General features: G+C 57.5%; 18 protein-coding genes. 7 read left to right on the top strand and 11 right to left on the bottom strand.

The genetic code is table 11. From position 1 onward, the window contains the following. Positions 1-5 precede the first annotated feature (5 nt). A complete protein-coding gene (locus MWU39_RS09180; RefSeq protein WP_247159690.1) occupies positions 6-599 on the top strand; it encodes a DnaJ domain-containing protein in 594 nt (197 codons plus the stop codon). Here the strand turns inward: MWU39_RS09180 and MWU39_RS09175 are convergent. After that, positions 596-949: a DUF1428 domain-containing protein gene (locus tag MWU39_RS09175; protein ID WP_247159689.1), complete on the bottom strand. Its 354-nt coding sequence runs from the start codon at positions 947-949 to the stop codon at positions 596-598. The genes MWU39_RS09180 and MWU39_RS09175 overlap by 4 nt on opposite strands. A gap of 51 nt (positions 950-1,000) precedes the next feature. Next, on the bottom strand, positions 1,001-1,840 hold the full coding sequence (locus MWU39_RS09170; protein WP_247159688.1) for an oxygenase MpaB family protein: 840 nt from the start codon (positions 1,838-1,840) through the stop codon (positions 1,001-1,003). An 82-nt stretch (positions 1,841-1,922) separates the two neighbouring features. Here MWU39_RS09170 and MWU39_RS09165 point away from each other — a divergent pair, with 82 nt between their 5' ends. The 3 genes from MWU39_RS09165 to MWU39_RS09155 all read left to right on the top strand — a co-directional run bounded on the left by MWU39_RS09165 (position 1,923) and on the right by MWU39_RS09155 (position 5,853). After that, positions 1,923-2,600, top strand: a complete 678-nt coding sequence (locus MWU39_RS09165) for a cupin domain-containing protein (RefSeq protein WP_247159687.1) — start codon at positions 1,923-1,925, stop codon at positions 2,598-2,600. A gap of 84 nt (positions 2,601-2,684) precedes the next feature. After that, positions 2,685-3,674, top strand: a complete 990-nt coding sequence (gene cobS, locus MWU39_RS09160; protein ID WP_247159686.1) for a cobaltochelatase subunit CobS — start codon at positions 2,685-2,687, stop codon at positions 3,672-3,674. Between the two features lie 40 nt (positions 3,675-3,714). Beyond that, a complete protein-coding gene (locus MWU39_RS09155) occupies positions 3,715-5,853 on the top strand; it encodes a transglycosylase domain-containing protein (protein ID WP_247159685.1) in 2,139 nt (712 codons plus the stop codon). A gap of 3 nt (positions 5,854-5,856) precedes the next feature. Here MWU39_RS09155 and MWU39_RS09150 read toward each other — a convergent pair whose 3' ends face one another. Next, on the bottom strand, positions 5,857-6,246 hold the full coding sequence (locus MWU39_RS09150) for a PaaI family thioesterase (protein ID WP_247159684.1): 390 nt from the start codon (positions 6,244-6,246) through the stop codon (positions 5,857-5,859). Continuing rightward, positions 6,239-6,739, bottom strand: a complete 501-nt coding sequence (locus MWU39_RS09145) for a PaaI family thioesterase (RefSeq protein WP_247159683.1) — start codon at positions 6,737-6,739, stop codon at positions 6,239-6,241. Before MWU39_RS09145 ends, MWU39_RS09150 begins: the two co-directional genes overlap by 8 nt. 128 nt (positions 6,740-6,867) lie before the next feature. Here MWU39_RS09145 and MWU39_RS09140 point away from each other — a divergent pair, with 128 nt between their 5' ends. The 3 genes from MWU39_RS09140 to MWU39_RS09130 are packed head-to-tail and all read left to right on the top strand — an operon-like array spanning position 6,868 to position 8,913. After that, positions 6,868-7,026, top strand: coding sequence for a hypothetical protein (locus tag MWU39_RS09140; RefSeq protein WP_247159682.1), 159 nt, complete (start codon positions 6,868-6,870; stop codon positions 7,024-7,026). A 19-nt stretch (positions 7,027-7,045) separates the two neighbouring features. After that, entirely contained in the window at positions 7,046-8,029 is a 984-nt protein-coding gene (locus tag MWU39_RS09135; protein ID WP_247159681.1) for a hypothetical protein, read from the top strand. Further along, positions 8,029-8,913, top strand: a complete 885-nt coding sequence (locus MWU39_RS09130; protein ID WP_247159680.1) for a transposase — start codon at positions 8,029-8,031, stop codon at positions 8,911-8,913. Before MWU39_RS09135 ends, MWU39_RS09130 begins: the two co-directional genes overlap by 1 nt. Positions 8,914-8,921: 8 nt before the next feature. Here MWU39_RS09130 and ruvX read toward each other — a convergent pair whose 3' ends face one another. From ruvX to MWU39_RS09095, 7 genes are all read right to left on the bottom strand, one after another. Continuing rightward, on the bottom strand, positions 8,922-9,407 hold the full coding sequence (gene ruvX / locus MWU39_RS09125; protein WP_247159679.1) for a Holliday junction resolvase RuvX: 486 nt from the start codon (positions 9,405-9,407) through the stop codon (positions 8,922-8,924). Further along, positions 9,389-10,582 carry a DUF3089 domain-containing protein gene (locus MWU39_RS09120; protein WP_247159678.1) on the bottom strand — a complete coding sequence of 398 codons (1,194 nt, stop codon included), beginning with the start codon at positions 10,580-10,582 and terminating at the stop codon, positions 9,389-9,391. Before MWU39_RS09120 ends, ruvX begins: the two co-directional genes overlap by 19 nt. A 21-nt stretch (positions 10,583-10,603) precedes the next feature. Further along, on the bottom strand, positions 10,604-11,470 hold the full coding sequence (gene lepB / locus MWU39_RS09115; protein WP_247160352.1) for a signal peptidase I: 867 nt from the start codon (positions 11,468-11,470) through the stop codon (positions 10,604-10,606). Between the two features lie 143 nt (positions 11,471-11,613). After that, a complete protein-coding gene (gene acpS, locus MWU39_RS09110; RefSeq protein WP_247159677.1) occupies positions 11,614-12,024 on the bottom strand; it encodes a holo-ACP synthase in 411 nt (136 codons plus the stop codon). Beyond that, complete coding sequence (locus MWU39_RS09105; RefSeq protein WP_247159676.1) at positions 12,021-12,332, bottom strand: hypothetical protein; 312 nt, start codon at positions 12,330-12,332, stop codon at positions 12,021-12,023. Before MWU39_RS09105 ends, acpS begins: the two co-directional genes overlap by 4 nt. A 13-nt stretch (positions 12,333-12,345) precedes the next feature. After that, positions 12,346-12,627 (bottom strand): pyridoxal phosphate biosynthetic protein, encoded by a 282-nt coding sequence (locus MWU39_RS09100; protein WP_247159675.1) that lies wholly within the window; start codon positions 12,625-12,627, stop codon positions 12,346-12,348. Between the two features lies 1 nt (position 12,628). Continuing rightward, positions 12,629-13,384 carry a pyridoxine 5'-phosphate synthase gene (locus tag MWU39_RS09095; RefSeq protein WP_247159674.1) on the bottom strand — a complete coding sequence of 252 codons (756 nt, stop codon included), beginning with the start codon at positions 13,382-13,384 and terminating at the stop codon, positions 12,629-12,631. Positions 13,385-13,388: the final 4 nt, after the last annotated feature.

Below are 13,388 nucleotides of genomic sequence, written 5' to 3'. Positions count from 1 at the left end.
CCCCTATGCCTTCTGCAAAGTTTCATGGCCGCCACGAAGACGCGGATCGAGTGTGCGAACATCCCACTTGCCGCGAGGCGGGTGAGTTCCGCGCGCCGGGCTATCAACCCAATGGTTTTGACGGGCCGGGCATCTGGCGTTGGTTCTGCCTCGATCATGTGCGCGAGTTTAATGCAGGCTACGATTGGTTCGAAGGCATGAGCGCCGATGAAATCTTGTCGGCACAAAGCCCCGCGAGTGGCTGGCGCACCGAAAGCGCAGCATTCTCGCCCAAAGCCGCGGTTGATGGAGTGCCGCGCTGGGCCGATTACGACGACCCGCTTGAGGCGATCTCTGCCCGCGCCGGAGGCATTCGTAGCCGTGCCGAGCGCGAAGCAAAGATGGCGATGAGCGGGCGTTTCTCGAAAGACGAGGCAGCGGCTCTCGAGACTATGGGGCTGGGCAGCGACACCGACAGACGCCGCTTGCGTCGGCGCTATTCAGAACTCGTCCGCCGCTATCACCCGGATCGCAACGGCGGCGATCGCCAATATGAAAACCGGCTCAACCGCGTGGTCGAAGCGTATCAACTGCTCAGGAAAAGCACTGTCATCGCCTAGCGGCTGTGAAAGATATTCTCGAAACTACCAAAGATCATGCGTCCGCCATCGAACGGCATTTCGGCTGGCATTTCCTGCATGCGAGGGTCGGTCATCATCTTTTCATGCGCTGCGTCATGGGTCGCTTTGTCGGGCCACACTATCCATGAGAACACGATCTTTTCGCCGTCCTTGGCTTTAACTGCTTTGCGAAAGTCGGTTTGTTCGCCGTCCTTCACATCCTCTTCCCAATTCTCCGAAACCTCGAGTGCGCCGAATTCGCGAAACATATCGCCCATCCAGCGCGCCATTTCGAGATAGGCCGCTTTGTTGCCTTCAGGCACGGCCAAGACTGCTCCCATCACATGCATCACTTCTCTCCCTCTGGTGGCTTTATACCACGGAGGCGGAGGCTCGGCACATCAATTCTGTTTGAAGGCCCAGCGCAGTGTGCGCCCCACGCCCCACGTCGCCGCGCGGGCGGGGATGGCGGAGAGGACCGGCTTTTGCAGCTTGAGCATACTGCGTGCCCAATCGGGCAGCATCGCGACCGATTCCGCTCCTATCACTTTTTGCAGCGCGGGCGGCGTGCCCTTTGGGCGCTGGCTCAACACCAATTGCGCGACTTCTCTCGCCTGCGGTGAAGGACGCAAATCGCCGCGCAACTCGCGGAAAATCGCGTCCGCTTCGCTGCGCGTTTCCGGGACCGGATCGGCCCCAAGCAGGCGAGCGATTACCGCAAACTGGCGGTAATATTCGTCCTGTTCCGCAGATGGCATATCAGGACGGACATGACGCAGATAACCCGCGAGGAAGCTCTGCGCCTCGGCAACATGCACCCACGCCAGCGTGCGCGGATTGTTGGCGATGTAAGGGGTGCCATCTGGCAAAGTGCCGCCAACTTTGGCGTGAATGCGGTTCACACGCTCAATCGCCTTCATGGCGTCGTCGCGATCCCCGAAAGACGTGACCGCAATAAACTTCGCGGTGCGCTGCAACCGTCCATGCATGTCTTCGCGAAAGTTGGAATGATCGAGCACACCTTGCAAGGCATGCGGGTGCAGCATTTGCAGCATCAAGCTGCGAATGCCGCCGGTCATCATTCCGACCAGATCGGAGTGCACCATTCTGATCGGCGTATCCCGCTCAAACAGAGCGTTGTCGGACGGTGGGGTCGGCTTCTGTCCCTTTGAGGCATCGTTAAAAACGCCGCGCACCTGCTCAACAAGGCGAAGTCGCAGGGTCTCGATTGGATCAGCCATTTTGGCAATGTAATCACTGTGATCGGGAAATTCGAGCGTCAGTTGCCTTAAATCTCGCGAGCGAAACACCCATATCCGGTTTATGGAAATCAACGCGCAATTCGATCAGCCCGTCCTGACGCACACCGACCAGATTGACTGGGTGCCTTCGCCTATGGCGGGCGTGGACCGCCGCATGCTTGACCGGATCGGTGATGAAGTCGCACGTGCCACTTCGATTGTGCGGTACGCGCAAGGGAGTTCTTTCCCAGAGCATACCCACTCGGGCGGCGAGGAATTCATTGTGCTCGAGGGCGTGTTCCAAGACGAGCATGGCGACTATCCAGCGGGTACATATGTCCGCAATCCTGTGGGCACACACCACGTTCCCGGTTCGGCGCCGGGATGCACCATTTTCGTAAAGCTATGGCAGTTTGATCCAGCGGATCAGGAGCAAATGTCGGTTGATCTGAACACGCTGGAAACAGCGCCTGATCCGGCTCGCTCTGGTGTCTCGAGTGCTGTGCTTGCTGCGCGCGATTACGAGCATGTGTCCTTGGAAGTGTGGGACGCAAATGCCGAAGTTGCTTTATCGGATAAGGGTGGGTTTGAGCTGCTTATACTCGAAGGCACAATTACGCATGACGGGCAAAGGTATAAGCGACACGATTGGATTCGCTGGCCAGCAAACGGAACAGCCAATTTCACCGCTGGCGCAGAAGGCGCGAAGGTCTGGATCAAGCGTGGCCACCTGACAAACATCACCGCACCCGCAAAATAAGTCGCAAAAACGCACTGACTTGCAAATTTAGCAGGCACGCGCGTCTTGCCCCATCGCGAAACGCTCTTTAACGCGGGCCTCGCAATGAACTCACATTCCTCAGAAGAATTCGCCGGCTCCAGCGGCCTCCCCACGACGCCAGACGCGATGATCGATGTGCGCGATACATTCGGTATCGATATCGATCTGCAGGTTCCGGCCTTCGCAGAGGCGAGCGAGCATGTGCCCGAAATCGACGATGCGTATGTTTTCGATGATGACACGACGCTCGCAATTCTCGCTGGTTTTACGCACAATCGCCGTGTCATGGTTCAGGGTTACCACGGCACGGGTAAATCCACCCATATTGAGCAAGTCGCAGCGCGCCTGAATTGGCCGAGCATCCGCGTAAACCTTGATGCGCATATCAGCCGTATCGATCTGGTTGGCCGCGATGCAATTGTCTTGAAAGACGGTTTGCAAGTCACGGAGTTTAAGGAAGGCATCCTTCCGTGGGCGCTCCAGCATCCGGTTGCTTTGACATTCGACGAATATGATGCGGGACGCCCCGACGTTATGTTTGTGATCCAGCGTATTCTCGAATTCGATGGCCGCCTGACGCTGCTCGATCAGAATCGCGTTATCACACCGAACCCGTATTTCCGTCTGTTCGCGACCACCAACACGGTAGGCCTTGGAGATACGAGCGGCCTTTATCACGGCACTCAGGCGATCAACCAGGCGCAGATGGACCGTTGGAACATCGTTGTGGCGCTGAACTATCTGCCTGCGGAAATCGAGCAGCAAATCGTGAAATCGAAAACGCCAGAAGCCGATGACGCGATGATCGCGGACATGGTCAAGGTGGCCGAGCTGACACGCCAAGGCTTTATGACCGGCGATATTTCGACCGTGATGAGCCCGCGCACCGTGATCACATGGGCGCAAAACGCGGCGATTTTCAACAATGTCGGCTTTGCTTTCCGGCTCTCATTCCTGAACAAATGCGATGAAGCGGAACGAACATTGGTAAGCGAATATTACCAGCGCGTGTTCAACGAAGACTTGCCGGAAAGCGCAGCCAGCGCCGCGTAAATCTTGCGTTCAGGCGTATTAGTCTGATAACACAGTCGATATGGGCCTGTTTGCGCGATTCCGGAAACGTTCGAATGATGAACCGCGTGGCGGCGATAGGGGGTATTATGCCCTTTACGAATCGCAGCGCGCCTATGACCCGGATGACGATTTTGACCCCGCGCCAAAGATGCGGCCCGCGCCAGATTACGGTGCGTGGGACCAGCAGCTTTCTGACCTAGACAATAGCGTTATCCGTGAAGAGCAGCGGCGGACACCGTGGTGGAAACCCGAGCACTATCGCGGGCGCAGAAAACGCTGGTGGGCGTTACGTATCGTCGCGGCTGTCATCCTGATGTTCTTTGCGCTGGTCGCTTGGCTCGCCATTACCGCGCCGCTTTCCAAATCGCTTGAGCCAATTGCGGCTCCGCAGGTCACTTTGCTTGCGAGCGACGGCACGCCGATTGCGCGCAGCGGCGCGGTGGTCGATGCACCTGTTGAAGTTGCCGAACTGCCGGAACATGTGATCCAGCCATTCCTCGCCATCGAGGACCGCCGGTTTTATTCGCACTGGGGCGTTGATCCGCGGGGAATCGCCCGTGCGGCATGGACGGGCACTGGTGGCGGCAGCACGATCACACAGCAACTTGCCAAGTTTACGTTTCTCACCCCCGAACAGACTTTGACTCGCAAGGCACGCGAAGCGCTGATCGCGTTTTGGTTGGAAAGCTGGCTTACGAAAGACGAGATACTCTCTCGCTACCTTTCGAACGCATATTTTGGTGACAATCAGTACGGATTGCGCGCCGCCAGCCTGCACTACTTTTATCGCAAGCCGGAAAACTTGAAGCCGGAACAAGCAGCGATGCTCGCTGGCCTGCTTCAGGCTCCTTCGCGCTATAACCCGACCAAGCACTATGATCGCGCGAAGAGACGTATGGATTTGGTCGTCGGGGCGATGGTGGCGACGGGATATCTGACCGAGGCCGAAGCAGCCAAGATGCCCGCTCCGAAAATCGATGTGCGCGCGCGAAACGACCTCCCGACGGGCACTTACTTCGCTGATTGGGCGTTGCCGATTGCACGAGAGGGGATGGAGGCGAGCTATTCCAAGCAAGTGATCACCACCACGCTCGACGCGCAGCTTCAGGCGCTGGCTAGCCGGGTGACCAGCCGCGCAGCCTTGGGCGACGCGCAGGTCGCCTTGGTGGCGATGCGCCCGACCGGAGAAGTGGTCGCGATGGTTGGCGGCAAGAGTTATGCGGAATCTCCATTCAACCGAGCGACCCAGGCAAAACGTCAGCCGGGCTCAACGTTCAAGATGTTCGTCTACCTCGCGGCACTGCAAGCGGGCTGGGATCCGGAAGACACAATCGCGAACACGGCCATCGAAACCGGAAGCTACAGGCCAAAAAATTCTCGCGGGAATTATTCTGAGACCATTACTTTGGAAGATGCGTTCGCGACATCGAGCAATGTTGCCGCTGTACGGCTGTTTAATGAAGTCGGCAGCCAGAATGTAATCCGCACCGCTCGTTCGCTTGGGGTAACATCGCCAATGCCAGAAGGTGATCCCAGTCTCGCGCTGGGCACGTCTTCGATGACTTTGTTGGAACTGACATCGGCCTATGCTGGTGTGGCAGCCAACACTTTCCCCGTCCGTGCGCATCCTATCCCGGATGAGGAAGAGGGCTGGTGGGAGTGGATGACCACCCGAGAAGACAGCGTGTCTGGCCGCGCGCACGAAGATTTGGAACAGATGCTGCGCGCTGCGATCAATCGCGGCACCGGACGCGCAGCCACGTTGCCGATTGCGAACTATGGCAAGACGGGCACCACTCAAAACTACCGAGACGCTCTGTTTGTCGGATATGCAGGCGATCTGGTGGTTGGCGTGTGGGTCGGGAATGACGACAATTCCCCGCTCAACAAAGTAACTGGCGGCGGGATGCCAGCACGCATCTGGAAAGATTTTATGCGGTCGGCGTTGGAATTGCCCGCGCCGAAACCGTCATCGGTGCCTGATCCCGAAGGTCCGGTTCAACCGCTCGACATCGATATTGAAGAGGGCGAGGAAATTCCTTTGGGCGAAGAAGGCACATCTATTCGCTTTGAACAGGATGGAATTGTTCTCTCGCAGGACGGTGTGCCGATTGAGCTGCGGCTTGATGAGAACGGCTTTAACGTCGAAGAGCGTTAGCAATCACGCCATCAGAATATTCATGATCGCGGTCGCTATCGGGCGGTCGCGATTATCCTGCCACGCCTCAACAGTGATATTTGCGTTGCGCCTGCCAAGCCGCGTGATCCTGCCCTTGGCGAAACTGGGCTGAGTTTTGCCAGCGGAGAGATACTGAACCGTGATGTTGACGGGCTTAAGCTGGGCCTCGCGCCCTTCTTCGATCAGGCGAGCCCGCAAAGCAGCGTAGCCAGCATTTTCCAGCAATCCTGCGGTCGCGCCGCCGTGATAATGTGCCGGGCGACCTTCTACCGATGGGCCGAAGTCGACCGTCAAGACAGGAACGCCGTCTTCCATCTCGTGCGGGCGAATGCCGAGCGCGCGGGCATAGGGTGGCAGTTCAAGCTTACTCATCGCCGGTCCCCGCTTCGCTTGCTTGCGCTCCGCCTTCGGGCACTTTGCCTTCGCGTGGATCATTGCCGATTGTCATGAACACGCCCGCGATGTGCGCAACGGGATCATTGCGGTCTCCGTCGTGTGCGATCCCCCGCACAAAGGCGGCAGAGCGCGTGATACGGTAGCATTCCACGCGTCCCCAAACCGCGCTTCGTTCGCGGGCAGGACGTTGATAATCGACGCGTAGATCGAGCGTGGCGATCGGTGTGAAAGTGCCTTTGGTCTGCCAGATCGACATGCCGCTTGCCATATCCATCAGGCTGATAATTGGCCCTGACGCGAGGACCGCGCGTTCCGCTTCGCCCAGCAAGTCCTCTCGCCACGGCAATTCGAGCTCAACCCAATTGTCGGCATGTGCGCTGTATTTCAGCCCAAGCCAGCCTGTGTGGCCGTGCTTGAAGAAGAACTTTGCGGCTTCGCTGGGGTCAAATCTGGGGAGCGGCGTATTCACGCTGAGCCTCTTGGAAGCGCTCGCGGCGCATTACAATGATTTAATTTCTCAGGCGGCTGCACTGACGTCACCTTGCTTTTTGCGCTTCAGCAATTCCGCTGCAGCGCAGGTGCAAATGGATACCTTCAATGAACCTTCCAACAATTGATCTCGCGACCATTCCCGGCCTCGAAACAGCGCAAGGGCTATATGGCTCTGTTAGCAGTGCGGGGGCGGCCTACGAAGACACTATCGTGGCCATTATGGTGTATGTTTACGACAACGTTCCGCCAGAAACGTTCCTTTGATCGGTTTCAGGGCAGAACTGTGAATATTCACCCCGATATCGCGGCGTTGCAGGGTGATACCGCTTTGCAGCGCCGTATCGTCTGCCGAATGCAGCAGGCACAGCGCGAATGGCGTGAATTGCGTGCGACACGGCAGGTCCTGAAAGAGCTGGAGCTCTACTGTGGGGGCGCGGCAATCGAAGAATGCCCCAATCTCCTGGCAATCGCATCTGAACACGCAACCGCTTTGGATTTCGTGGGGCCCTTTGTCGCGATCCTGATTGAGGCGATGCGTGACGAGCCGCTTGGCGAGATGCCGTTTCGTTACCGGTGCTCGGCTGGGTTTTCGAGCGTTCAGATTTTGCAGCACGGAACGGCGACGATAAATCTGGTCGCATATGAACGGCAACAGGATTGCAGGGTTGGGACCCCGCAAAGTGCGTTGTTTGCGGATCAAGAGAGTAGAGAGATCGTCCTGACCGGGACGGCGGCTGGATTGATGCATGACATTCGCTCTGATCCAGCGGGAAACCCGTCTATCCACACCGCAGAAATTACGCTTGCCCCTGGCAGCACAATTACGCTCGATGGGCACGGTCAGACTCGTCAAATCACTTCGGTGGATGGTGCTTTTGTCATGCTCCAGATTTCGCGCGTACCGCAAAAGCCGATGCCTTCGCTAGAATATCGACTGTCGGACGGCGCGCTGCTCCGCACGATAAGCGGAGACAAAGCTGCTAGCCAAAGGCTTATGGCGCTGTCCGTTCTCGGCGCCTTGGCCGGTGACGTTGAGCGTGCTCGATCCACAATGGAGAGCGTCGCGCTTGATCAAATTGAAGACCTCGATGTTCGCTGGGAAGCTGTCAGGCAGATACTCGCAGCTGACAGTGTCCGAGGTTGGGACGTACTTGGCCGATTGGCGAACGATCCCGCTGATGATTTGGCTCCACCTGCTGGTCGTTTCCGCGAGCAACTCCTCTCGCAAAGCCCAGCTTTCGGACAATTGCAGGCGGAGAATGCCTAATGCCGCGACTTATCGATAACCCCTCGACCGAAAGCTGTTCACTGCCTGAATGTATCCAGGCACTTTCGACCTGCGGGTTTGATCCGCGCGATCCGCAAAGCACATCGGTCGCTGCAGACTGGCTCAGACAGCTCACGAACAATCGCGAATTTCTGGCGGACATGATAATCGACAGGTTGGCAGGGCGGACCGCCGGCGATGTCGATAGCGGTTACGGTCCCCAAGCGATCGTGCTCAGTCCGAAGCGCGGCAACATGTTCTTGCGTGCGAACATCTGGCCAGCAGAGCATGATCTGTGTTTTCGCAACAGCGGCGCCAAAAGCTTTGTCTATGGCGAGCCGCATGATCACAACTTTTCGTTTTTGACGAGTGGCTATTGCGGTCCCGGCTATCGCAGCGATTACTTCGAATATGATTACGAGGCCGTCACCGGGTTCGCCGGAGAGGCTGTGCCGCTCAAATTTATCGAGCGCAGCGCTCTGCATGAAGGCAAGTTGATGCTGTACCGTGCGCACCGTGATGTGCATTCGCAATTGCCACCGGAAAGCCTCTCAGTTTCGCTCAATGTGATGCATGTCGATCCTGCGCAAGGTTGGTTCGATCAATATGGCTTTGATCTGGAACGAAGCGAGGTGACGCGGGTGCTTAGCCCCAACGCGACCGAGGCGTTTCTGCGGGTTGCGGTCGGACTTGGCGCTGAAGAGGCATTGGGATTTGCCGATTGGGTCGGTCGTAACCACCCGAGCGAACGGCTGCGATTGGCCAGTTTTGAAGCCCGCGCAGCCAGAATTGAGAATGCGGAAATGGTGGATGCACTCTGGCGCGAAGGCGAATTGAGCGGAAGCCGGATGGTTGCCACGATCGCCAAGGATCGACGCCAATAGCTTGCTAACTAAAGTATTCCGCCAGCCAGCCTGTCGATGGCACCTTGCAGGATCACAGCCGCCGCGTGGCTGTCGATGGCTTCGGCGCGTTTGGCCCGGCTCATATCCTGACCGATCATGGCCGCTTCGGCGCTTTGCGTGGACCAGCGTTCATCCCAAAGCAGGATTGGGAGAGCGAAGGCTTCGGAGCAGTTGCGAGCTAGGGCGCGGCTGGCCTGTGCACGAGGACCCTCGCTGCCGTCCATATTGCGCGGAAGGCCCAAGACGATCCCTTTGATTTCGCGTGATGCGATCAATTCTGCGAGAATTCCTTTGTCACGGGCCCATTTGCCGCGACCCAATGTTTTGCCGTTGGTCGCAAACCGCCAACCAGCATCGCATGTGGCCACCCCGATAGTCTTGGTGCCCGGATCCAGACCAAGCAGTACGCCGCCATTCGGCAGCGCATCTGCAAACTCCAATGCAGTTTCGGTAATCAGCGCGCCGCTGCCCATGCTCTCGCGCGCCTGTTCACGTCAGCTTGCGTGTTTGCCCAGAACAGCGGCACGTCATAAACATGATAGTTGTTACCGGGCAGGACATATGATCCGAGCTCGGGCGGGTCGCCGATCAGCAGCAAGCCTCGGTCATCGCAGCGAGCGGGCACTGCGCCTCTCACCAATTCACCCGTGGACATCGCGTCATCTGGAACAAGTGTCCCAAGGTTGGCACTTTCATCTGCAGCGCCGCCGAAAGTCCCGGTAATAGGGTTGGTGCAAAGAATTTTGCTCGTGCCGCGCTTCTCGCCGTCGAACCCGATCGAATTCGCATAAGTCTTGATAACGCGCGATGGATCTGCTGGCTCGGCAAAGCTTGACCATGACAAGATGCATCCGGTCTGGGCCGCTGTTGCGCAGGCGGCGAAGCCAAGCGATGGCACATCATGCTCGACAGAAATCGGCCAGCCGATGACATAAGCACCGACAAGCCGGTCTGCGACGGGCGTGTCCTTCACTTCTTCGCGGAGCAGCCGAAGAAGATGCAGCGAGCCCTGCGAATGGCCCGCAAGCACAATCGGCGTTTCATCATCAACCGAGCTCAAGAAATAACGATACGCTTCGACCACGTCGGCATAAGCGGCATCGATGGCCTGCTCTGCCTCTGGCGCATCTGTCAGAAACGATCCCATGGTCGCTTGACGATAACGCGGTGCCCAGATTTCGCTGGCTGAGTTGAACGGGCTGGCCATGCCGCGCACATAAAGACGCGCAATCCGCTCCGCCTCTCCTTCGCCAATCGGAGCATTCCAATTGTCGCGGCTAAGGTAGCTGGTCGGATGAACAAAGAAGACGGCGTAGTCAGGAACAGGCGGCATCGGGCGTCGATCGGCCTGCAGCGCGATGCTCGCGGCTTCTGCGCTGACAGCGACCTGCTCGGCTGCTGCGTCTTGGTTCGCCTCAGCATAGGCGGGCTGCCAGCGTGCAGGATCATTTACGCCGATACCCGGGCGTGAATACCACATTGCCGGGTCTTGATAGGCGTTTGCCTCCATCGGCTCGGTCGGAGTGAACTCGCTGGAGGGAACGAACGCCAGTTCTGCAAGCTCATCTTGAAACATCTCATAGCCGATCCGGCCTACGAGAAAGAGCACGATGCAGATCGCGATAAAATAAAGGAATTTCTTTGCCATATTACTCAGCTAACGTGCTGCTCACTCTTCGGTTTCATAACCTTCGGCGATTGCCGGACGCAGCGTGGTCCACGCGCGGTCGCCGCGCATGCTGGAGAACCAGCTACCCGGATTCCAAGTCGTCGATCCATCAAGCGAGAAGGTAATGAACTCTGCGCGGCCGCCGATGTTTTCCATCGGGATCGGACCGTCCAGACCTTGCGCGCCAGCGGCTGCGCGGCTGTCTGCGCTTTCATCGCGGTTGTCGCCCATAACGAAAACGTGGCCTTCAGGAATGACTTTGGGACCATAATTGTCGAGATCGTCAGGACCGCTTCTGAAGTTGCTTTGGTCAACATGATCAATGACCAAGTACGTGGCACCATTGGGCAGCGTTTCACGGTAAGTCTCTGGCTCGAAATAGTCGTTACCGTCGGCATCCGTCTTGCGGTAATTCTCGAAACTTTCGAGACATGGGCGTGTTCCCATGCCGCTTTGGCAGGTTAGTTCCGGCTCAAACGGAATCTGTACCGGCGGGACCAGTTCGCGCTTGATCATCTCACCGTTCAAAATGATGCGGCCATCGCGCACTTCGATTGTGTCGCCAGGCAATGCGACAACACGCTTAATGTAGTCCTCATCGCGGGTTGGGTGCACCGGGATCACGATATCGCCATATTCCGGCGTCGAGGCGAAAACCCGCCATTTGCCTCTAGGGAGCAGGTGAAAGCTCGCCGATGCCCAAGACCATCCATACGGATATTTGCTCACGATCAAACGATCACCGACGTGAAGGCTCGGCATCATTGAAGTGGACGGGATATAGAACGGCTTGGCGACCAGACTGTGGAAGACAAGCACCGCGAACAGCATGATCGCGAGACCGCGCAGTTCGGCGAACCAATCGATCTTTTCTTCGGTCTCTTCTTCGGTTTTCGTGTTCGAGACAGCATCGCCAGCCGGCGCCGCACTGGTGGGGGCTTCACTGGGCGTACGGGTCTCAGCCGGAGTAGGGGTAGGCTCGGTCACGATGTTGGTTTCAGCACTTTCATTTAACCGTCGATGATACGCGTGGCTTCGATGATTACGAAGGCCTGCGCCCATGGATGATCGTCGGTTAGGGTAAGATGAATATGGGCCTCATGGCCTGACGGGATCATTTCTTCAAGCCGCTTTGCCGCTCCGCCTGTCAAAGCAAGAGTTGGCGCGCCCGAAGGAGCGTTCACGACTCCGATGTCTTTCATAAAGACCCCGCGGCGAAATCCGGTGCCTACCGCTTTGCTGAACGCTTCCTTGGCGGCAAACCGTTTTGCGTAGGTTCCTGCGATGGTGAAGGGGCGGCGCTGTGCCTTGGCGCGTTCAACATCGGTGAAGACCCGGTTTTCGAACCGCTCACCAAACCGGTTGAGCGAGTTTTGAATGCGCTCAATATTGCACAAATCAGAGCCGAGACCGATGATCATATGCCCAGTCCGCCTGTGAGGAATGCAAACACAGCGACTATGACGAGCACGCTGACGCCGCACAATTGATAGGCGGCGCGTTGTCGGCCCGTATTCCAGCAATAAAGCGTGGCGGCGAGCAAGGCAGCCGATACCAGAAACGGCCCTACAATGATCGCCAATTCAATGAACGGGATCGGTTTGTTTCGATAGGCTTCAGATCCGAATGCAAGGCCGAGCAGCGCCAACCCGCCCGATCCGAGCAGCAGGACACCGTACCAGATGATTATAAGGGCAAGATGCCAAGCGGGTTTGGGTGTGTTGTTCATTGTTCAATCTGCCTCATGCTGCGCGAATAAATAGCGCAGCCAGCAATCCGAGCACAATCAGATGAAGCATGACCTGTGATTTGAACAAGGGATGCGCGATTTCACCCTTCGCCATTTTGAGAGCGCCGATATAGCCGAACATCTGCAAGGCGACCCAACCAATGGCAAATGCCAGCATGAACCCTTCGGCGAATGCAAACCCCAAAAAACCAACGGATGTCAGGAACAGCGTTGATCCAAGAAAAGCCCAGCGCTTTTGCTCTGAAGTCAATTCAGGGGCTTGGCTGGTGTTCACCTCAGCGGGCCTCATCCATCAACTCGCGCATCCGCAATACGGCGCTTTCCAATCCGACGAACACAGCTTCACCAACAAGGTAATGCCCAATATTGAGCTCGGCGATATGCGGGATGGCGGCGATTGGTTGAACGTTGTAATAGGTGAGGCCGTGGCCCGCATGCGGCTCGATCCCGTTCTTGGCGGCGAGCGCAGACATATCCGTGATCCGGCGCAACTCGCGCTCTGTGCGCTCGCTATCCCCGTCCAAAATCGCATGCGCATATTCACCGGTATGAAATTCGACGACCGGGGCGCCGAGGCGGAGAGCTGCATCAAGCTGGCGCTCATTCGCCTCGATGAAAAGCGAAACGCGGATATCTGCGCTGCGCAATTCATCGATGATCGGGACGAGAGTGTTGTGTAAGCCAGCGGCGTCCAAACCGCCTTCAGTCGTGCGTTCTTCGCGCTTTTCAGGCACGATGCATGCGGCATGCGGCTTGTGACGCAGGGCAATATCCAGCATTTCTTGCGTCGCTGCCATCTCAAGATTGAGCGGCAGATTGGTTGCAGCCTGAATACGCGCCAGATCTTCATCGCGGATATGGCGTCGGTCTTCGCGCAAATGCGCCGTGATGCCGTCTCCGCCAACGCGGCTTACGATTTCGGCAGCGCGCACAGGATCGGGATGATCGCCGCCACGCGCGTTCCTGATCGTCGCCACGTGATCGATATTCACGCCGAGACGAAGCGGATTGGGGTGGAGCGATGCGTTCATCTGG

It is taken from the genome of Erythrobacter sp. F6033 (assembly GCF_023016005.1).
Lineage (GTDB): Bacteria > Pseudomonadota > Alphaproteobacteria > Sphingomonadales > Sphingomonadaceae > Erythrobacter.
The sequence above is the reverse complement of the archived record's forward strand: the minus strand, read 5'-3'. Positions and strand labels throughout refer to the sequence as shown.